A 19759-nucleotide genomic window follows, 5' to 3' on the forward strand; every position below is an offset into this window, starting at 1 on the left:
GGCCCTGGCTCTTCATGGAGTGGATCATGCGCAGTGCGCGTGCCTTGCTCGCCCCGAGCGTGCCATGCACCGCGCCGCCACGGCCGCCAGCATGGCCAGGCCGGCGGCAACCCGGCCCGTGGACAGAGGGCCTGCGGTCTGCAGTGCCCATCCGCCCAAAAGGGCACCCAGCGCAATGCCGGCATTGGCGGCCGAGACATTGGCCGTGCCCGCCAGGGCCTGCGCCTGGGGTGCGGATTGCATGACGCGGATCTGGCAGACCGGGTACAGGGCCGTGTTGGCCACGCCCCAGACGGCCAGCGCGACCACCAGCCAGGGCAGGGCCTGGGCCAGCTGCACGGTGGCCGCCATGCCCAGGGCCAGTACCAGGCACAGGGCCGCTGTGACTCTCAGCGCGTGGCGCTCGGCCCAGCGCCCGCCCAGCCAGTTGCCGGCCAGGCCGACGGCGCCAAATCCCATCAGCCACCAGCCCACGCGTGCGGGTGCCACGCCGGCGGCGCGCTCCAGGATTTCGGCCAGATAGGTATAGGCCGTGAACATGGCCGTGAAGACCAGCACCGACAGCGCAATCTGCGCCAGGAACCGGGGAGTGCGCAACACGCGCAACTGCTGCGCCAGGGGCATGCGGGGCGCGCCTTCAAGCGCCGGCATCTTCCATTGCAGGGCCAGGGCCACCAGCAGCGACAGCAGGGCCAGCAGGCCGAAGGCGCCGCGCCAGCCCACGGCATCGGCGGCCAGCGTGCCCAGGGGAATGCCCAGCAGCAGCGCCGCAGAAATGCCCAGGTAGACGCTGGCCACGGCACGGCCTGCGCGTGACGGTCCTGCCAGTTGCGCAGCGGTTTCGCTGGCCGTGCCCCAGAACACCGGCAGCGCCATGGCCGGCAGCAGGCGCGCCAGTGCCAGCACGCCCAGGCTGGGCGCCACGGCCGCCAGCGCGTTGGAGCCCGCAAACAGCAGGGCAATGGCCACGAACAGGCGCTTGCGGCCCACCGGTGCCAGCCAGGCCGTGAGCGGCGGACCGGCCAGCGCCACGACCAGGGCGAACAGCGTGACCAGCTGGCCGGCCGCCGCAGCGCTGGTGCCCAGGTCGCGCGCCAGCGCCGGCAGCAGGCCGACGATCAGGAACTCCGTTGTGACGATGACGAAAGCCGCCACCGCCAGCACGGCGGTGGCGGCCTTGCCTTGGGTGGCAGGAATGGAGGGGCGGGCATCGCGGTTCAGGGATGGGGCAGGGGACATGCGCAAAGACTCCGGGGAAAAGAAACAACAGGCCCGCGAGCTTATTTAAGATGTGAATTCTTATCTCGGATGAATTTTCTGCAGATACTGGAAATTGATTCTTGAATGAAAGCCGCCATCGCCATGTTTCCTTCGGAGCGTCTCAAGGGCATCGAGGCCTTTGTCTGTACCGCAGACGCGGGCAGTTTCACGGCTGCTGCCGAGCGGCTGCACCTGACAGGCTCGGCCGTGGGCAAGGCCGTGGCCCGGCTGGAAGCCCGGCTGGCGACGCGCCTGTTTGAACGTACGACGCGGCGGCTGCGGCTGACCGATGCCGGCGAGGCCTTCTACCGCACCTGTGTGCGCGTGCTGGGCGAGCTGGAGTCGGCCGAGCAGGTGCTGGCCGCCGAGCACCTGGAGCCCGCAGGCAGGCTGCGCGTGGACCTGCCGGCGCTGTACGGACGGATGAAGGTGATGCCGCTGCTGCTGGAGTTTGCACAGCGCCATGCGGCGGTGCAGCCCCAGGTGTCGTTCACGGACCGCTTCGTGGACGTGGTGGACGAAGGCATCGACGTGGCCGTGCGCATAGGCGGCAGCGTGCAGCTGCCTGCGGGACTGGGCCAGCGTCTGCTGGGGCGGGAGCGGCTGGTGTTCTGCGCATCGCCTGCGTATCTGGAGCGGCGCGGAGCGCCTGACAGCCTGCAGGCACTGGCCGGCCATGATGCCGTGGCCTATGGAAAGACCGATGCAGGCATGAGTGCATGGCAGAGCAGTGCCGGCGCCATTGCGGTGCAGCCGCGCATGGTGCTGGGCGATGGCGAAGCGGTGGTGGCTGCCGTGATGGCGGGCTGCGGCATCGCCCAACTGGCCACGTGGATGGTTGAGGCGCCGCTGCGCGATGGCCACCTGCTGCGGCTGCTGCCCGGCGCCGAAGTCGATGGCCTGCCGCTGCACCTGGTCTGGCCGCGCAGCCGCCAGTTGCTGCCCAAGGTGGATGCGCTGCTGCGGCACCTGGCTCAGGGCCTGACGATCTGAACGGCTCTGCCATGACAAAAGGCCCGCGAAGGGCCTTTGGCTTGTTCAGGGGGCAGGGCGGTCAGGCCGGCAGGAAGCCTTCCACCGACAGGTAGCGCTCGCCCGTGTCGTAGTTGAAGCCCAGCACCTTGGCGCCTGCGGGCAGCTCGGGCAGCTTTTGCGCAATGGCGGCCAGGGTGGCGCCCGAGGAGATGCCGACCAGGATGCCTTCCTCGCGGGCCGAGCGGCGTGCGTACTCGCGCGCGGGTTCGGCTTCGACCTGGATCACGCCGTCCAGCAGGCTGGTGTCCAGGTTCTTGGGCACGAAGCCTGCGCCAATGCCCTGGATGGGGTGGGGCGAGGGCTGGCCGCCCGAGATCACGGGCGATGCGGCAGGCTCCACGGCGAAGACCTTGAGCTGGGGGAATTGGGCCTTGAGCACCCGCGCCACGCCGGTCAGGTGGCCGCCCGTGCCCACGCCGGTGATCAGCACATCCAGGCCTTCGGGGAAGTCGGCCAGGATTTCCTGGGCGGTGGTGCGCACGTGCACATCGATGTTGGCGGGGTTCTCGAACTGCTGCGGAATCCAGGCGCCAGGCGTCTGGCTGGCCAGTTCCTGGGCGCGGGCGATGGCGCCCTTCATGCCCTTTTCCTTGGGCGTGAGGTCGAAGCTGGCGCCGTAGGCCAGCATCAGGCGGCGGCGCTCGATGCTCATGCTCTCGGGCATGACCAGCACCAGCTTGTAGCCCTTGACAGCGGCCACCAGGGCCAGGCCCACGCCGGTGTTGCCGCTGGTGGGCTCGATGATGGTGCCGCCGGGCTTCAGGGCGCCGGACTTCTCGGCGTCCTCGACCATGGCCAGCGCGATGCGGTCCTTGATGGAGCCGCCGGGGTTGCCGCGCTCGGACTTGATCCACACATTGGCACCGGCGCCGAACAGGCGGTTGATGCGCACGTGGGGCGTGTTGCCAATCGTTTGCAGGATGTTGTCAGCTCTCATCGGACCTCCGCGATTTTGGGGTGGTGGTTGGACAGTCGGGGTGTTGCGCAGCCAGCGTGCGCGGTCACGGAGCATTGTGCACGCAGGCGTTCCATGCATGGGCTATATCGATATGGCCTGGACGGCTAACATCGCCGCATGAATCTACGGTTCCTGGAAACCTTTGTGCTGCTGGCCGAGCTGCGCAATTTCCGCATGACGGCCGAGCGGCTGTACACCACGCAGGCCGCCGTCTCCAGCCGCATCGCCACGCTGGAGCAGGAGTTCGGCGTGCGCCTGTTCGACCGTGGCGTGCGCGAGGTCACGCTCACGGCCGACGGCGCCAAGGCCCTGGTCCATGCCGAGCGCATGCTGCGCCTCATGCGCGAGATGCGCGAGGACATGCTGGACAAGCAGGCCTATGCGGGCGTGATCCGCATCGGCGCCATCGAGTCCATCGTGCACAGCTGGTTTCCCGATTTCCTGGCGCTGCTGCAGCAGCGCTATCCGCGCCTGCAGGTGGAGATCGCCTGCGACACCACGATGCACATGTCCGAGCAATTGGTGAAGGGGCAGCTGGACCTGTCGCTGCAGGCCAAGCCCGTGACGGCGGCCGGCGTGGGCCATCTGTCGCTGGGTGAATTTCCCATGGCCTGGGTGGGCAGCCCCAAGCTGGGCATCGGCGACGAGACCCTGAGCCTGGCCGAGCTGGCGGCCTTTCCCATCATGTGCTTTGCGCGCGGCTCCGAGCCCTATGCGGTGATCGAGCAGCTGTTCTCCACCGAAAGCAGTGCCTCGGTGCACCTGAACTGCATTGCCTCGGTGGCCACCATGATCCGCGTGGTCTGCGACGGCCTGGGCGTGGCCGCCGTGCCGCCGGCCATCATCCAGCGCGAGCTGGCCGAGCAGCGCCTGCGCCTGCTGCGCGTGGACCGTGAGTTCCCCTCGCTGCCGCTGGTGGCCTGCTACCGCAATGACCACCAGAACCCGCTGACCGAAGTGGTGGCGCGCGCGGCCGAGGAGACCGCCGCCGCCTTTGCGCTGAACCACGGCCAGGCCGTGGCGCGGCTGCCGGGCAGCGGCCTGGGCGGCTAGGCCCGAGGCCGTCTGGTCGATCAGCCCTGCGCCGAAGCCAGCAGCTGCTCCACGGCCAGGGCCACGGACAGCAGTCGCCGGTCCTGCCCGCCGAGGCCGGCCAGGCTCAGGCCCACGGGCGCCTCGCCTGCGCGGTGGCAGGGCAGGGAGATGGCGCAGCCGTCGAGGAAGTTGATCAGCGTGGGGTTGCGCAGGATCAGGCCGTTGGCGCCGAAGTAGGCCTCGTCGCTCTGCGTGAGGTCGGCGATCTTCGGGGCGACCACGGGCACGGTGGGCATGACGATCAGGTCATGGTCGGCCATCTGGGCGCTCACGGCGGCAATCCACTGCCTGCGGCGTGCCAGCAGGTCGATGTAGTCGGCCGCGCTGATGTCCTTGCCGCGCAGGATGCGCGTGCCCACGCGCGGGTCGTACTCGGACAGGCGCGTGGCGATGTGCTGGCGGTGCCAGGCCCAGGCCTCGGCGGCCGTGAAGCCGCCCTTGGAATTGATGTCGGCCAGCTCGCCGAAGGGCGCGACCACGGCATGGGTGATGTGGGCGCCCGCCTGCGACAGCAGGGACAGGGCGCGCTCCCAGGCGGCGGCCACGGTGGCGTCCATGCCGTCCAGCACCACGTTGGTGGGTGCCAGCAGGCGCAGGCCCTGCAGCGGCGCGGCATGCAGCTCGCCCAGCGGCTCGCCGGAGAGGATGGCGTCCAGCGTGGCGCAGCAGCGCACGCTGGGGGCCAGCGGGCCGATGGAGTCCAGGTTGGCCGACAGCGGCAGCACGCCTTCCATGCTCACGCGGCGCGCCGTGGGCTTGAAGCCCGTGAGCCCGCACAGCGCCGAAGGAATGCGCACCGAGCCGCCCGTGTCCGAGCCGATGGCCGCCATGGCCATGCCGTCGGTGACCGAGATGGCCGCGCCCGAGGACGAGCCGCCCGGGATGCGGCCGCCGTCCTCGTCACGCTGCCAGGGATTGCGCGGCGTGCCGTAGTGCGGGTTGATGCCCAGGCCGGAGTAGGCGAACTCGGTCATGTTGGTCGTGCCCACGATGACGGCGCCGGCCTGGCGCAGGCGCTGCACCACTTCGGCCGTGCGCTGCGCGGGCGGTGCGTCGGCCAGCAGGCGCGAGCCGCCCAGCGTGGGAAAGCCGGCGATGTCGAACAGGTCCTTGACCGAGACCGGCAGGCCCTCGATGGGCGAGCGCGCCAGGCCGGCCGCACGCAGCACGTCGCTGGCGCGGGCCTCGGCCAGGGCCGCGCCCTGGAACACGCGCGTGAACACCTTGGGGCCTTCCCCCGACATGGTGCGGGCCAGGGCCTGCTCGGTCAGCTGCACCGAGGTGGTTTCGCCGCCATGCAGGCGCTGTGATGCCAGTTCCAGGCTGGGCAGGGGGAGGGCTTGGGTCATGTGGGAAGTCCTGTGGGTGAAGGCGGGCGTGGGCGGATCGGAGTCGCGGCTCAGGCCACGACGTCCAGCAGTTCGCTGCGGTAGCTGTGGCGGATGGAACGCTGGCTGCGGGGATCGTACAGCTCCATGGAGAACTGCGTCGAGGGGCGGATGCCGCCGATGGCGCCCACCGTGCCGCAGGTCATGCCGCAGCCTGCGGGCAGCAGATCCTTGCCGCCCGTGAAGCCTGCGATCAGGTCCTGGGGCGTGCGCAGGCTGGCCAGCGTGCCTTCCTGGTAGAGCACCTCGCGGCCGTCTTCCACGATCCACGAGCGCACGACCAGCTCATCCCAGTGGCCGGCCACGTCGGCAAAGCGCCAGGCCTGGGTGGCCACGGGCTTGACGCAGGCCTGCTTGGAAAAGGCCACGCTGTAGGCTTCCAGCTTGCGGTCCGTGTGGTCGGAGGCCAGGCTCACGAACATCTCGCCTTCGTGCGTGAACACGAAGACCTCGACCTCTCCCGAGGAGTCCGGGCCCAGCACCTGCAGCGCGCTGTGCTGGCTCAGCTGGTTGCTGGAGATGCGGTAGTACAGCGGCACGGCGCTGGGGCGCGGGATGCCGATGGCGGCCAGCTCCTCGATGTGGTGCTCGATGGCATCGCGGTCGCGGCCGGCCCAGCCGGCGACGATGAGGGTGTCGAATTCAGAGGCGAAGGTCTGGCCTTCGGGGGTGGTGAACTGCAGTTGCATGGCAGGCGATCCAGGGGGAATTCGGGGCCGCGGGCCCCGGTGAGAAAACGCGGAAGTCAGGCTGTGGCGTGCGGAGGGCGTGGAGCGGCACCGCACGCGCAGGCCTCACTGCTTCCTGACGAAGAGCACGACCAGGAAGGCCGCCAGGAATTCGAGGGCTGCCACGAAGTACAGGCCCGAGGACAGCGATCCCGTGCTGGTCTTGAGCGCGCCGATCATGTAGGGCGCCACGAAGCCGGCCAGGTTGCCGATGGAGTTGATCAGCGCAATGCCGCCGGCCGCCGCCGTGCCGGCCAGGAAGGCGGCAGGAATCGACCAGAACACGGGAAAGGCCGCGAGGATGCCGATGGAGGCCAGCGTCAGCGCGCACAGGGCGAGCACGGCGTTGTGCAGGAACAGGCCCGTGAGGATCAGGCCCGCCGCCGCGATCAGCGCGGACAGGGCGCAGTGCATGCGGCGCTCGCCGGTCTTGTCCGAATGCATGCCGTTCCAGACCATGGCCAGCGTGCCGGCCAGGAAGGGAATGGCCGAGATCAGGCCGATCTGCAGCGTGTTCTGGATGCCGATCTCCTTGATGATGGACGGCGACCAGAACGCGATGGTGGCGTTGCCGCTGACGATGCAGAAATACACGGCGGCGCACAGCCACACGCGGTAGTTGCGGCAGGCGTCCAGGAAGGACACATGCTTGTGGCCGCCCTGGTTCTCGGCCTCCACGGCGGCGGTCACGGCGCGCTGCTCGGCCGCGCTCAGCCACCTGGCGTTGGCGGGCTTCTCGGGCAGGTACAGCAGCACGAAGAAGCCGGCGATCACCGAGGGAATGCCTTCCAGGATGAACAGCCACTGCCAGTTGGACAGATGGCCCACGCCCTGCATGCCATTCATGATGGCGCCCGCAATCGGGCCGCCCACCGCGCCCGCAATGGCGAACGAGGTCATGAACAGGCCGTTGACGCGCGCCCGGTGGCGGGCCGGGAACCAGTAGGTCAGGTACAGCACCACGCCGGGGAAGAAGCCGGCCTCCACCACGCCCAGCACGAAGCGCAGCACGTAGAACATGGTGGGCGTGGTCACGTAGGCCATGGCCATGGAGGCCGCGCCCCACAGGATGGTGATGCGCGCCAGCGTCTTGCGCGCGCCGATCTTCTCCAGCAGCAGGTTGCTGGGCACTTCGAACAGAAAGTAGCCGATGAAGAAGATGCCGGCACCCAGGCCGTAGATGGCCTCGCTGAACTGCAGGTCGTCCAGCATCTGCAGCTTGGCGAAACCGACGTTGACGCGGTCTATCCAGGCCAGGATGAAGAGCAGGACCAGAAAAGGGATCAGGCGCCAGGCGATCTTGCGGTAGGTGGCGTCCATGTCGGGCGGCGATGCCTGGCCGGCGCCGTGGGCGGGGGAATGTGCGGCGGATGCCGGACTGCTCATGGGGTGTCTCCTGTCTTCGACGGTGCAGCGGGCACACGGACCGGGGCGGGGCCCGTGTGTCTTAGGGGCTTCAGGCGCTGGCGGGTCTGCAGTGAGACCGGCCAGGCGTCTGGAGCTGTTCCTGTGGCGGCAGTATCGAAAGGCGGGACAGGGCTGTCCAACAAGAAATTATGAGCAGGCCTGAATGCAAATTCTTATGGGCAGAGCTGGTGCGGGCGCCGCACCGGCATGCAGCATGCGTGCACCATTTGCGCTCGGGAAAACCCTGATTTTTCAGGCGGTGGCTGCGGCACGCGGTGCGCGCAAAGGCTGCTTCCACAGCTCGGCCAGCAGCAGGCCGCCAATGGTCAGCACGCCGCCCACGGCGTGATAGGCCGCCAGGGGCTCACCCAATGCCATGAAGGCGATCACGGCCGTGAAGATGGGTACCAGGTTGAAGAACATGCTGGAGCGGCCCGGGCCGATGCGCGCCACCGACATCATCCACAGCAGCGGCGCGGCGATGGAGGCCATGATGCCCGCAAAGCCCACCAGCGGCAGGTTGGTCGCGTTCAGCCCCGTGCGCGGCGCCATCAGGAACAGCGGCAGCTGCGCGATCACGGCCACCAGGATCTGCAGGTACAGCAGTTGCACCGTGGCCAGGCGCGGCATGGGCCAGCGCTTGAGCAGGATGTTGTAGACCGCATAGGCCAGCATGGCCACGAACATCAGCGCATCGCCGCCATTGAGGCCCTGGGTGAGCAAGGTGGCAGGCTGCCCCGAAGACACCACCAGGGCCACGCCCGCAATCGCCAGCACGCAGCCCAGCACGGCGCCCCGGCTCAACGCCTGGCCCAGCATGGCGGTGGACAGGCCCAGCACCATCATGGGCGTGAGCGAGCCGATCAGGCCCATGTGCGTGGCCGATGTCATATGGGCCGCGTAATAGGCCAGGCTCTGGTAGATCACCATGCCCAGCATCCCCAGCACGATGAGGCGCGGCAGCAGCGGCCGGATGTCGGCGCGCTGGCGCCAGATGGACGGCAAAAGGAAAGGCGTGAACAGCACGGCCGCCACCAGCCAGCGGTAGAAGCCGATCTCGGCCGCGCCGATGCTGTCGGCCGCCATCTTGCTGACCACGGTATTGACCGACCAGATGAGCACGGCGATCAAAGGGAAAAGGTAAGACCCCATTGGAAGACTCCTAAGACTGGTCCTATGATCGTTCTGTCCGACTTGGAGTGCATCCCTGGTTTCGGACAATCGATAGCGCAACCCGGACCATCCGCCATGCCCCGTCCCAGCAAGCCCATGCGCATCCAGAACGTCGAGGATGTGCCGGGCGAGTACTACTTCCGCTACGACGAATTCGGCGCCGACACCGAGGTGCCGCCGCACAGCCACAGCTGGGGTCACCTGAACTACACGCCCCACGGCAGCATGTGCATGGACACGGCAGGCCAGCGCTGGGTCTCGCCGCCGCAGTACGGCGTCTGGGTGCCGCCCGGCGTGGTGCACAGCTGCCATGTGGCGCACGCCGTGGTCTACCGCTCGGTCTACCTGGCGCCTGCGCTGTGCAGGGAGCTGCCGGCGCAGCCGTGCTCCATGCGCATCGGCGCCATCGTCAAGGCCATCCTGGCCGACTTTGCCGTGCGCGACGTGCACATTCCCGCCACCGACGCCGACCTGCGCCTGGCCCGTGTGCTCTACGACCAGTTGCGGGCCGTTCCCGTGGAGCCCGGCTATCTGCCGGCCGCCGAACACCCGGCCCTGGTCGAAGTGCTGACCCGCATGCGCGCTGCGCCCGAGGACCACCGCAGCCTGGCCCAATGGGCCGCCAGCGTGCACATGACCGAGCGCACCCTGGCGCGCCACTGCCAGCGCGAACTGGGCATGGGCCTGGGCGAATGGCGCCAGCGCATGCGCTACCTGCTGGCCATCGATGCGCTGGAGGCCGGCCTGAGCGTGCAGCAGATCGCCTATGACCTGGGCTACAGCACGCCCTCGGCCTTCATCGCCATGTTCCAGCGCGAGGCCGGCACCTCACCCGAACAATTCCGCCGCGAGTTCTGCATGCCGCCGTGAGGCTGTTGCGCCATCTGCCTGCAGCCCGGCCCCAGCCGCGAGATAATGCCGCCCGTGAAGCACGCCAGACCGCCGCTGGTGCAATCGTGGAAACACGGCACTGGAGGAACGTCCGGACTGCACAGGGCAGCGTAGCAGCTAACGGCTGTCCACCGTGAGGTGAGGATCAGAGCAACAGAGACGAGTCGGGGACATGTGCCGCCAACTTGGTGTTCTATGGGGGGCCAGCGCAAGCTGGCGACGGATGGCGCAAGCCAGACGCCCAGGCGAAAGCCTGGGCCCCATAGCCACCCGGGGACGCGGAACGCGTCCCCGGGTGAAACGGGCAATCTCTACGCGCAGCAATACCAAGTAGGCACACGTTGACGGGGCCCCCGGAGTGTGCGGGTAGGTAGCACCGAGCCGGGCGGCGACGCCCGGCCCAGATTAATGGCGGTCACATGCGGGCAACCGCGTGCACAGAATCCGGCTTATCGGCGCGCTTCACACTTTCTTTCATGCCCCGCCACCGGCGGGGCATTTTCATGGGCGGTTCAGAACTGGTATTTGGCCGTCAGCAGCAGCCTGCGCGGCACGCCGAAATAGTTGCCGCCGTTGTTCGTGCCCAGGGTCTCGAAATAGCGGCGGTCGAACAGGTTGCTGATGTTCATCTGCAGGTCCAGCTGCCGGTTCACCCGATAGCCGATGACCAGGTCGGCCACGGCATGGGCGGGCTGGCGGATTGCATAGCCCTCGGCGCTGGTCAGCGACTCGGACGTGGTGCGGCTCTGGTAGCGCAGGCCGCCGCCCACGCGCCATGCGCCCAGCTCGCCGCCCAGGTGGTACATGGCCGACAGCTTGAGCTGGTGGCGCGGTGTGTAGCTGGCATAGGGCGCGCCCTTGGCGCCTTCGGTGCTGTCGCTGGCGATCTCGGCCTGGGTGAAGGTATAGCCAAGGCCGGCGTTCAGGCGCGGCAGGATCTCGCCGCTGATGTCCACGTCCAGCCCCTTGCTCCTGACCTTGCCGACGGAGCGGTAGCAATTGGTCTTCACCGTGCAGGAGTTGATGTCCGCGATGGCCTGGGGCAGGTTGTCCTGCGTGGTGTTGAACACGGCAACGGCCAGGTTCACGCGCTCGTCCAGGTAGCTGCCCTTGAGGCCCAGCTCGAAGTTGCGGCCCTCCACCGGCGCCAGCATGCTGCCCGAGACATCCAGAAAATCCTGCGGCCGGAAGATGCTGGTGTAGCTGGCATAGGCCGAGTAGGTCTTGTTGATGTCATAGGTCAGCGCGGCATAGGGTGTGGCATGGGCTTTCTCGCTGAATTCGCGCTCCCGGCTCCAGCTGCCCTGGCGCTGGGCGTTGGTGAAGTCGTACCAGTCCAGGCGCGCGCCGGCGATCAGGTTCAGCGGCTCGGCCAGAAGGAAGCGGCCCGTGGCATAGGCCGAGGTCAGCGTGGTCTTCTGGCGGCGCGTCCACAGGTCTTCGGCCAGCAGGCCGGAGCGGTCCAGCGAGTCGGGGTTCCAGGTATAGGGATCGACGCCATTGGCGATCAGCCATTCCCCCGTGGGCGACAGGTAGCTGTAGCCCTGGTCGCTCCAGCGGATGGTGCGTCGGCTGAGGCCGAAGGCCAGGTCATGCTCGCGGCCGAACAGGCGCACGGGGCCCTGGGCCGAGGCATCGAGGCTGAGCTGGCGCTTGTCGTAGTCGTACAGGCCGCCGGCCACGTCGTAGCGCGTGCGGCCCTGGTCGTCCAGGCCGCCCGAGACCAGGTAGGCGCCGTCCAGCGCGGACTGGGCCTGCAGGGCGCGCGCGGCCAGCCTGGCCTTCCAGCCGTTGTCGAAGCGGTGCTCCAGGTCGGCGAACAGGCTGACCTCCTTCTTGTCCCATTTGCTCCAGGAGGGCGAGAAACGCCTGGATCGCGCAATGTCGAGGAAGGAGCCATCGAAGCCCATGGGCACGCCCATCCATTGCGAGCCGGGGTTGTCTTCGTTCACATAGGAGCCGCCCACGCTCAGCGTGGTGTCGCGGCCCAGGTCGAACTCGGCGGTGCCGTACAGCAGCTGGCGGCGGCTGCTGTAGCCATCAATGAAGTGGTCACGCGACTGGTCCGAGGCCACCACACGCCCGCGTGCCGAACCGTCCTCGTTGAGGGCGCCGCCCACATCGACCTCGCCCACGGCCTGGTTCCAGCTGCCGCCGCGCAGGGTGACCGAGCGCTGGGTGGTGCGCGGCGCGCGCTTGCGCACGAAGTTGATGGTGCCCGAAGGGTCGCCCACGCCCGTCATCAGCCCCGTGGGGCCGCGCACCACTTCCACGTGGTCGTACATGGCCATGGTGTCGTAGGTGGAGGTGTCGGTTTCATACGAGACGGGCACGCCGTCCTGCAGGAAGGAGCCGATCACGAACCCGCGCGAGAAGTAGCGCGCCCGGTCGTCGCTCCAGCGGTTGATGGTGATGCCGGTGGCGCTGTTGGCCACGTCGTCGATGGACAGCATGCCCTGGTCGTCCATCTTCTGGCGCGTGACCACGGTGAGGGACTGGGGCGTCTCGCGGATGGACAGCGGCAGCTTGGTCGAGGTGCTCATCAGCCCCGTGGTGTAGGAGCCCGAGCCCTCGGTGGTCGTGGTCTCGCCCACGGCGGACACCGTGACTTCGGGCAGGGCCACGGTGCCGGCGGGCTTTTCCACCACCAGCGTGCCCTGGCTCACATGGCCTTCCAGCCCGCTGCCGCGCAGCAGCCGGGCCACGGCGGCGGCGGTGCTCAGGCGCCCTTCCACGGCGGGCGCACGGCGGCCCTGCACCAGTTCTGGCGCGGCCAGCAGCTGCAGGCCGGCCTGGCGGGCCAGTTGGGCCAGCGCCTGGTCCAGCGGCTGGGCGGGAATGTGGAAGTCGGTGCTGGCGGCCGTGGCCGGGGCCGGTGCTGCCTGGGCCAGAGCGGCTGGAGACAGCTGCACGGCCAGCAGCGCGATGCCCGCGGCAACGGCATGGTGGCGGGCAAGGCGGGAAGGTTTGGAGGGGAATGAAGACATGGAAGGTCCCGTGGCGGATCTGGGCAATGGCGATTCCCGGGCTGCGAATGCGTCGCGTTCCCGGGTCCTCATGCCTATACGAACGGGCGCAGGCATTCCCTCATGCCTGGTGCGCATGCGACGTGCATTCCGGGGCTATGGGCGCATCAGCTGCGGCGGCGGATGACCAGAGTGCGCCCGCTTCCCGGGCCCTGTTCCTCTTCCTGCACGCTGACCGGCAGGGTGCGCGGGAGCATGCGCAGCCAGCCCTGGGCCGCCGCAATGCGCACGCGCCCCAGCACGGGCAGGGCGGCGGCGTCGGGCTCCACGCGCAGTGGCTGCAGGCTGTAGCGCTCCAGGCGCCGGACCACCTCGGCCAGCGGCGTGTTCTGGAAGTCCAGCCAGCCCTCGCGCCAGGCGGCCACTGCCGCAACCGTTTGCACGGCGGCCGTCTGGCCTGGCGCCAGGCGCAGCATCTGGCCTGCGCCCAGTGCATGCCGGGCGCCGCTGCCGTCGCGCACCTGCACGCGGCCCGCATCGACGGCGACCAGCACCGCATCGTCCTCCAGCGCCACCTCGAAGCGCGTGCCCAGCACGGTGACCTGTACGTCCGCCGCCTGGACCACGAAGGGCCGTTCCGTGTCGCGCGCCACGGCGAAGAAGGCGCTGCCGGCCAGCAGCCGCACCTGGCGGCGCGTGGCGTAGAAATCCACCTCGGCGCGGCTGGCGGCGTCCAGCGTCAGGGTGCTGCCGTCGGGCAGGGGCTGGTTCAGCAGGCGGCCGGTGGCCGTGGCCAGCCGCACCTGGTACTGCGGCATCCACTGGCGCCAGGCCAGCCAGATCGCCGGGCTGCCGACACCCAGGCCCGCCATCCCCAGCAGGGTGGACAGGGCGCGGCGGCGGCCCGTGCGTGGTGCGGGTGCGGCGGTGTCTCCGCGCCAGCGGTGCAGCGAGGCTTCCACGCTGTCCATGGCGCGCATGACCTCGCGTTCCACGGTTTTGACCGAGACGCCGTGGCGCTCGGCCAGCTCGGCATGCGAGGCGCCCTCGATGCGGTCGGCCAGGAAGATGTCGCGGCAGCGCGCCGGCAACTGCGCCAGGGCGCCTTCGACCCCGGCCAGGGCCTGGCGGTAGGAATGGGTGTCGGCCACATCGGGGCTGAGGGGGGAGGGCGGCTCGCCTTCCCTCGCGCTGGTGTCAAAGCGCTCGGCCGTGCGCTGGCCATGGCGCAGGTGGTCGATGGCGATGTTCTCCATCACCGCGTAGAGATAGGCGCGGCTGGCGCCTGGCGGACTGTCCGGCGCGGCGGGCGCATCGCTTTCGCCGCGCTGGCGTTCGGCCAGGCGTATCCAGGCGTCATGCACCAGGTCACGCGCTGCCTGCGGGCCGGCGCGGCGCGCCACGAAGCGCACCAGCTCGTGGTAGCTGTCCTGGAAGGTGCTCAGCAGGGAAGAGGAGTAAGAGGCGGGCGCAGGCATGCGGGAGGCCCGAAGGCAGCACGGGAATCCCGCATTCTATGAAATGATTCTCATTTGCCGAATGTGCTGCCCGCCGCGCACCCGGCAATGCCGGCCTAGAACCGCTCCCAGGGCATCAGGTAGCGCCACTGGCCTTCGGGCACCTTGGCCAGAGAGAGGCGGCCAATGCGCAGGCGGCGCAGGCTGACCACGCGCAGGCCCACTTCGGTGCACATGGCGTCGATCTCGTCGGGGGCGATGCCCTTGAGCGCAAAGCGCAGGTGGTTCTCGTTCTGCCAGCTCACGCGGCAGGGCGGCAGCTGGCGCTTGCCGATCGGCAGGCCGGCCTTCATCAGCTCCAGGCCGTCCTCGTGGATCTGGCCCTCGACGCCGACGATGCATTCCTGCTCCAGCCACATGCCTTCCTCCCCCAGCTTGCGCGCCACGCGCTTGTCCTGGGTGTAGACGATGAGGCCGCTGGCCGGCAGCGGCAGGGGCAGGAAGGATTCCAGGTTCTTGAAGTGCTGGGCCAGCACCAGCAGCGGCATGGGCGTGTCCACCTGGGCCATGCTGGCTTCGCCCAGCAGGGAGTGGGCGCTGCGCACCCGGCCATAGGGCCGGCCCTGGGTATAGCCCGCAGGCTTGTTCATCAGCAGGGTGACGGGCGGCACGGCCTCGGGCTGGGCGCCGCTGCGCAGCGTGACCTGCTGCTCGGGGCGCACGCGCGTCTCGGGCAGTTGCACGACCTTGCCGTCCACCTGGACGTTGCCGGCGGTGATATGCAGCTCGGCCTCGCGGCGCGAGCATTGTTCCTGTTCGGCCAGGCGCTTGGCCAGGCGAACGCTTTCAGATTCAGACATGCGCGCAGCTTAACCAGATACCAGGCCCCACGCGCGTCGTCGGTCATTGCCGGTCATTGCCGTCCGCACAGCGCACGGATGCGCTCCACATGCGCCAGCAGCGAGCGCTCGGCAATCGGCCACAACTGCGGCGGGGCGTCGTCATAGGCCAGGCGCACCCAGTCCTGCACGCTGCCGTCGGGCTGTCTTTGCATGGCGGCCAGCACCTTGGCCTCGCGCGCCAGCCGGTGGGCCTTGAGTCTGGCAATCGCCTGGCGCGCAAAGCCCAGCACATAGCCATGGGCCGGCAGGATGAAGCGCGCATCGTGCGCGGCGCACAGCGCGTCCAGCCTGTCCAGCGAATCGATGTACTCGCGCATGTTGCCGTCGGGCGGATCGATGATGGTGGTGCTGCCGTTGAGGATGTGGTCGCCGCTGAACAGCAGGGCATCTTCCTCCAGCAGAAAGCACACGTGGTTGGCCGCATGGCCCGGCGTGAACACGGCCTGCAGCGTGTGGGTGACGGTGCCTTGCGCATCCTGCACGGCGATGCGCTGGCCATCTGCCAGCACGTGGTCTGGCGTGAAGCGGCTGGCCGGCCGGGCCGTGGGTGCCGAAGGCAGGCCGCCGATGGCCGGGCGTGGTTTGCCGGCCTGCACCGCCAGCGCCTGCAGCAGGGCTGCGCCCGGCGAATGGTCGGCGTGGGAGTGGGTGCACAGGATGTGGCGTATGTCGCCGCCGGCCGCCTCGAACAGGCGCTGCACATGGGCGGCGTCGGCCGGGCCGGGATCGATGCAGATGTAGCCCGTGGCGGCATCGCCCAACAGATAGCTGTTGGTGCCGGGGCCGGTCATCACGCCGGGGTTGGGGGCCGTCAGGCGCAGCAGGTTCTTGCGCAGGGGTACGGCGCGCTCGCTCTGCCAGTCCAGCGTGTGCAGGATCTGGCCGTCCGGGCAGACCATTTCCAGCTCGCCGAAGGGGGCCTCGTCCTCCATGTGGCGGGCTTCCTTGCCATTGAGAAAGCCGGTGCGCGGGCAGCACTGCCACAGCGGACGCTCGCCTTGCAGGGCGGCGAACACGGCATCGGTGCCCGCGAAGCGGCTGAGCCGGTCCAGCGTGCGGATGGTGGGAAAGATCATGGGAAAGCTACCGGCGCGGTGGCGCTCCAGCGCTTGCTGGGGGCTCACCCAGATGGGCTCGAACTGTTCCGATCCGTCGGCGTCAGGCTCCTGGCCTTCGGGCATGCGCGCCACGAAGAAAGGCACATCGAAGCGCCGGGGCAGGTCGCGGTCGGCCGTCCAGTGGGCCAGGTACCACAGCGCATCCACGGCCAGGCGCAGGCCGCGTGCCTCGCACTGGGGAACCAGGGGAGCATTGCGGTCCAGCGTGGCCAGCTCGGCGGCCGATACCGGTCGGCCCTGGGCATCGTGGGCCAGCAAAATGCCGAGCTCCTCGAAAGTCTCGCGCAGGCCGGCGATGGCCTGGGTGACGCGCAGGCCATCGCCGGCCTGCGCGGGGCGGGTGCTGGCGCAGGCATGGGCGGCGTCGGCGGCGTCCTGGGCCTCGATGCCGCCGCCCGGGAAGACATAGGCGCTGGGCACGAAGCTGGCCTTGGGCGAGCGCCTTGTCATGAGCACCTCCAGTCCGCTGCCACCGGCGCGGTCGCGCATCAGCAAAACGGTGGAGGCCTTGAGCGTGTCTACGGGCTGGCGCTGGGGGTGCAGGAGCTGGCTGGGGCGGGTCATGGGGGCATTATGCGGATGGACCTGCATCGTGCTGTTGCGCCGGAGACGCAGGCGGCTGGATGGCGCTCTGCACCAGGGCATGCCCCGGATTGCGCCATGAGGCTGCCGTGCAGGGGATAATCGCGGGATGCAGATCCGCTTTACCAAGATGCAGGGCGCTGGCAACGATTTCGTGGTCCTTGACGAAACCGCCGGCCCGCTGGGCCTGAGCGCAGCCCAGTACCGCTTTCTGGCCCACCGCCAATTCGGCGTGGGCGCCGACCAGATCCTCACGGTGCGGCCCTCGCCCGCCGAAGGCATCGACTTCGAATACGTGATCCACAACGCCGACGGCGGCGAGGTCGAGCAGTGCGGCAACGGCGCGCGCTGCTTTGCCCGCTATGTGCACGACAAGGGACTGACGGACAAGTCCGTCATCCGCGTGCAGACGCTGGCCGGCCTCATCGCCCCCGAGCTGCATGCCGATGGCCGCGTCACCGTGGACATGGGCCAGCCCGTGCTGGAGCCCGCCCTGGTGCCCTTCGATGGTGCAGGCCTGGTTCCCCGCCCGCTGGGTGCGGCGCAGCAATGGCCCCTGCAGCTGGGCGACGAAGCCACGGTCTGGATCGCCCCCGTTTCCATGGGCAACCCGCATGCGGTGCAGCTGGTGGACGATGTGGACCATGCGCCCGTGGCCACCTGGGGCCCGCTGATCGAGCGCCATGCGCGCTTTCCCCAGCGCGTCAATGCGGGATTCATGCAGATCGTCGATCGCGGCCAGATCCGGCTGCGTGTGTACGAGCGCGGTGCCGGCGAGACGCTGGCCTGCGGCACGGGCGCCTGCGCGGCCGTGGTGGCCGGCATCCGCTGGGGGCTGCTCGACGCGCGCGTCGATGTGCACACCCGCGGCGGCCGGCTGACCATCGAGTGGGACGGCGGCGCAGTGCGCATGACCGGCCCCGCAGAGTTTGTTTTTGAAGGACAGATCGAGGTTCCCGACCAGCCATGAACAGCACTACCGATATCGCCGTCACCGAAGAGACGATTGCCGACTACCTGCTGAACCATCCGGAATTCTTCGAGCGCCACGCCGAGATGCTCGCGCGCGTGCAGCTGGTCAGCAGCCACAGCCCGCGCACCGTCAGTCTGCAGGAACGCCAGGCCGAGATGCTGCGCGAGAAGATCAAGGGCCTGGAGCACCGCATCATGGACATGATGCGGCACAGCAGCGAGAACGCCTCCATCGCCGACAAGCTGCACGCCTGGAGCTGCGCCCTGGCCAAGGTCCAGGACCTGCGCGAACTGCCCCACGCGCTCACGGCCAGCCTGCAGCATGTCTTCGAGGTGCCCCAGGTGGCCCTGCGCCTGTGGAACGTCTCCGGCGCGCAGACCAGCAGCATCTACACCATGGGCGTCAGCGACGATGCCAAGTCCTTCGCTGCCTCGCTGACCATGCCGTTTTGCGGCCCCAACATGGGCTTCGAGCCCGGCGGCTGGCTGGTCGATCCCGACGCGGCCCAGTCCCTGGCCCTGCTCACCCTGCACGATGGCGACCCCGGCAACCCGGCCCATGCCTTCGGCATGCTGGTCCTGGGTTCGCCCGATCCGCTGCGCTTCGAGGCCACCATGGGCACGGAATTCCTCTCGCGCATCGCGGCCCTGGCCAGCGCGGCCCTCTCGCGCATGCGGCCCGTGGCGCTGACCCTGGCGCGCGGCTGATCGGCTGAAAGCCCATGCCGGGGGCATCGGACAGGGACGGGCTCCCGGAAGGCGGCCTTCCGGCAGAGGATCTGGAGGCAGAGGACCTGGCGCTGCTCCCCTCCGCCGTCCATGCCTATCTGGAGCATGTGCGCGTGCAAAAGCGCCTGGCCGACCGCACCTGCGAGCTCTATGCGCTGGACATGGCCAGGCTGTGCGCCATGGCCCGCGACGCCGGCCTGGATCTGCTGGCGCTGCAGCCCGCCCACATCCGCCGTTTCGTGGCCCGGATGCATTCCCGGGGCCGCAGCCCGCGCGGCATTGCGCTCATCCTGTCTGGCTGGCGCAGCTTCTTCCGCTGGGCGGCCCAGCAGTCGCTGGTGCCTTTCAATCCTGTGGAGGGCGTGCGCGGCCCCAAGGCCCCCAAACCCCTGCCCAAGGCATTGGGCGTGGATGACGCCGTGCAACTGGCCGCCTTCAGCAACGCCGATGCCGACCCCTGGATCGAGGCGCGCGACGCCGCCATCACCGAATTGCTGTACAGCTGCGGCCTGCGCGTGGGCGAACTGGTGGGGCTGGACGTGGCGCCCGGCCAGGACACGCAGCGCCAGGGCCGTGGCTGGATAGACCTGCAGTCCGCCGACGCCCACGTGCAGGGCAAGGGCGGCAAGCGCCGCACCGTGCCCGTGGGAGCGGCCGCGCTGCAGGCGCTGCAGCGCTGGCTGGCCCTTCGGGAAACGGGTCTTGCGGGTGCGGCCGCGCAGGCTGCGCAACACGAACCCGCCCTTTTCATCGGCCGGCGCGGCGAGCGCCTTGGCGCGCAGTCGGTCTGGGCGCGGCTGCGCCAGCGCGGGCAGCAGGCCGGCCTTTCGGCCGGTGTCCATCCCCATGTGCTGCGGCATTCGTTCGCCAGCCACATGCTGCAGTCCAGTGGCGATTTGCGCGCCGTGCAGGAGCTGCTGGGCCACGCCAGCATCTCGACCACGCAGATTTACACGCGCCTGGATTTCCAGCATCTGGCCCAGGCCTACGAGAGCGCCCACCCGCGCGCGCGCCGCAAGAGCGGCGACAGCAGGCAAGTCGGCGAAATCGGCGAAACCCCTGAAAAGGACAACCTCGAATAAAAAAGGCCAAGCCCTC

The 19759-nt window shown here is 69.1% G+C and carries 16 protein-coding genes and 1 other RNA gene; 7 read left to right on the forward strand and 10 right to left on the reverse strand.

Annotation, left to right across the window (positions count from 1 at the left end; translation table 11 throughout):
• Nucleotides 1-24: 24 nt before the first annotated feature.
• Entirely contained in the window at nt 25-1239 is a 1215-nt protein-coding gene (locus tag ACN20X_RS07055; protein ID WP_473210397.1) for an MFS transporter, read from the reverse strand.
• 105 nt (nt 1240-1344) lie between these two features.
• Here ACN20X_RS07055 and ACN20X_RS07060 point away from each other — a divergent pair, with 105 nt between their 5' ends.
• Nucleotides 1345-2253 carry a LysR family transcriptional regulator gene (locus tag ACN20X_RS07060; RefSeq protein WP_473210398.1) on the forward strand — a complete coding sequence of 303 codons (909 nt, stop codon included), beginning with the start codon at nt 1345-1347 and terminating at the stop codon, nt 2251-2253.
• 61 nt (nt 2254-2314) lie between these two features.
• Here the strand turns inward: ACN20X_RS07060 and cysK are convergent, their stop codons facing one another.
• Nucleotides 2315-3232 (reverse strand): cysteine synthase A, encoded by a 918-nt coding sequence (gene cysK, locus ACN20X_RS07065; RefSeq protein WP_016448056.1) that lies wholly within the window; start codon nt 3230-3232, stop codon nt 2315-2317.
• A gap of 138 nt (nt 3233-3370) precedes the next feature.
• Between cysK and ACN20X_RS07070 the strand changes: the two genes are divergently transcribed.
• A complete protein-coding gene (locus ACN20X_RS07070; RefSeq protein ID WP_016453119.1) occupies nt 3371-4306 on the forward strand; it encodes a LysR family transcriptional regulator in 936 nt (311 codons plus the stop codon).
• Between the two features lie 20 nt (nt 4307-4326).
• On the opposite strand, the gene ACN20X_RS07075 is transcribed toward ACN20X_RS07070, so the two are convergent.
• The 4 genes from ACN20X_RS07075 to ACN20X_RS07090 form a co-directional block, all read right to left on the reverse strand.
• Nucleotides 4327-5697: an amidase gene (locus tag ACN20X_RS07075; RefSeq protein ID WP_016453120.1), complete on the reverse strand. Its 1371-nt coding sequence runs from the start codon at nt 5695-5697 to the stop codon at nt 4327-4329.
• A 50-nt stretch (nt 5698-5747) separates the two neighbouring features.
• Nucleotides 5748-6425 carry a DUF2848 domain-containing protein gene (locus ACN20X_RS07080; protein ID WP_016453121.1) on the reverse strand — a complete coding sequence of 226 codons (678 nt, stop codon included), beginning with the start codon at nt 6423-6425 and terminating at the stop codon, nt 5748-5750.
• Nucleotides 6426-6530: 105 nt separating this feature from the next.
• Nucleotides 6531-7850: an MFS transporter gene (locus ACN20X_RS07085; RefSeq protein WP_016453122.1), complete on the reverse strand. Its 1320-nt coding sequence runs from the start codon at nt 7848-7850 to the stop codon at nt 6531-6533.
• A gap of 273 nt (nt 7851-8123) precedes the next feature.
• Nucleotides 8124-9023, reverse strand: coding sequence for a DMT family transporter (locus tag ACN20X_RS07090; protein ID WP_012203377.1), 900 nt, complete (start codon nt 9021-9023; stop codon nt 8124-8126).
• A 96-nt stretch (nt 9024-9119) separates the two neighbouring features.
• Between ACN20X_RS07090 and ACN20X_RS07095 the strand changes: the two genes are divergently transcribed.
• Entirely contained in the window at nt 9120-9914 is a 795-nt protein-coding gene (locus ACN20X_RS07095; RefSeq protein WP_016453123.1) for an AraC family transcriptional regulator, read from the forward strand.
• Between the two features lie 56 nt (nt 9915-9970).
• An RNA gene (gene rnpB, locus ACN20X_RS07100) (RNase P RNA component class A) lies at nt 9971-10403 on the forward strand.
• 44 nt (nt 10404-10447) lie between these two features.
• On the opposite strand, the gene ACN20X_RS07105 is transcribed toward rnpB, so the two are convergent.
• The 4 genes from ACN20X_RS07105 to ACN20X_RS07120 form a co-directional block, all read right to left on the reverse strand.
• Nucleotides 10448-12922 carry a TonB-dependent siderophore receptor gene (locus tag ACN20X_RS07105; protein ID WP_016453124.1) on the reverse strand — a complete coding sequence of 825 codons (2475 nt, stop codon included), beginning with the start codon at nt 12920-12922 and terminating at the stop codon, nt 10448-10450.
• A gap of 146 nt (nt 12923-13068) precedes the next feature.
• Entirely contained in the window at nt 13069-14379 is a 1311-nt protein-coding gene (locus ACN20X_RS07110) for a sigma-70 family RNA polymerase sigma factor (RefSeq protein WP_016453125.1), read from the reverse strand.
• Between the two features lie 95 nt (nt 14380-14474).
• Nucleotides 14475-15218 (reverse strand): pseudouridine synthase, encoded by a 744-nt coding sequence (locus ACN20X_RS07115; RefSeq protein WP_012203381.1) that lies wholly within the window; start codon nt 15216-15218, stop codon nt 14475-14477.
• A gap of 53 nt (nt 15219-15271) precedes the next feature.
• Complete coding sequence (locus ACN20X_RS07120; RefSeq protein WP_034347765.1) at nt 15272-16942, reverse strand: MBL fold metallo-hydrolase; 1671 nt, start codon at nt 16940-16942, stop codon at nt 15272-15274.
• Between the two features lie 127 nt (nt 16943-17069).
• Here ACN20X_RS07120 and dapF point away from each other — a divergent pair, with 127 nt between their 5' ends.
• Genes dapF through ACN20X_RS07135 form a run of 3 tightly spaced genes read left to right on the forward strand, consistent with a single transcriptional unit; the run spans nt 17070 to nt 19743 of the window.
• Nucleotides 17070-17930: a diaminopimelate epimerase gene (gene dapF, locus ACN20X_RS07125; protein WP_016448046.1), complete on the forward strand. Its 861-nt coding sequence runs from the start codon at nt 17070-17072 to the stop codon at nt 17928-17930.
• Entirely contained in the window at nt 17927-18640 is a 714-nt protein-coding gene (locus tag ACN20X_RS07130; protein ID WP_016448045.1) for a DUF484 family protein, read from the forward strand. Before dapF ends, ACN20X_RS07130 begins: the two co-directional genes overlap by 4 nt.
• Nucleotides 18641-18654: 14 nt before the next feature.
• Complete coding sequence (locus ACN20X_RS07135; protein WP_016453127.1) at nt 18655-19743, forward strand: tyrosine recombinase XerC; 1089 nt, start codon at nt 18655-18657, stop codon at nt 19741-19743.
• The last annotated feature ends 16 nt before the right edge of the window (nt 19744-19759 follow it).

The sequence above is a fragment of the Delftia sp. PX-1 genome (assembly GCF_055797465.1).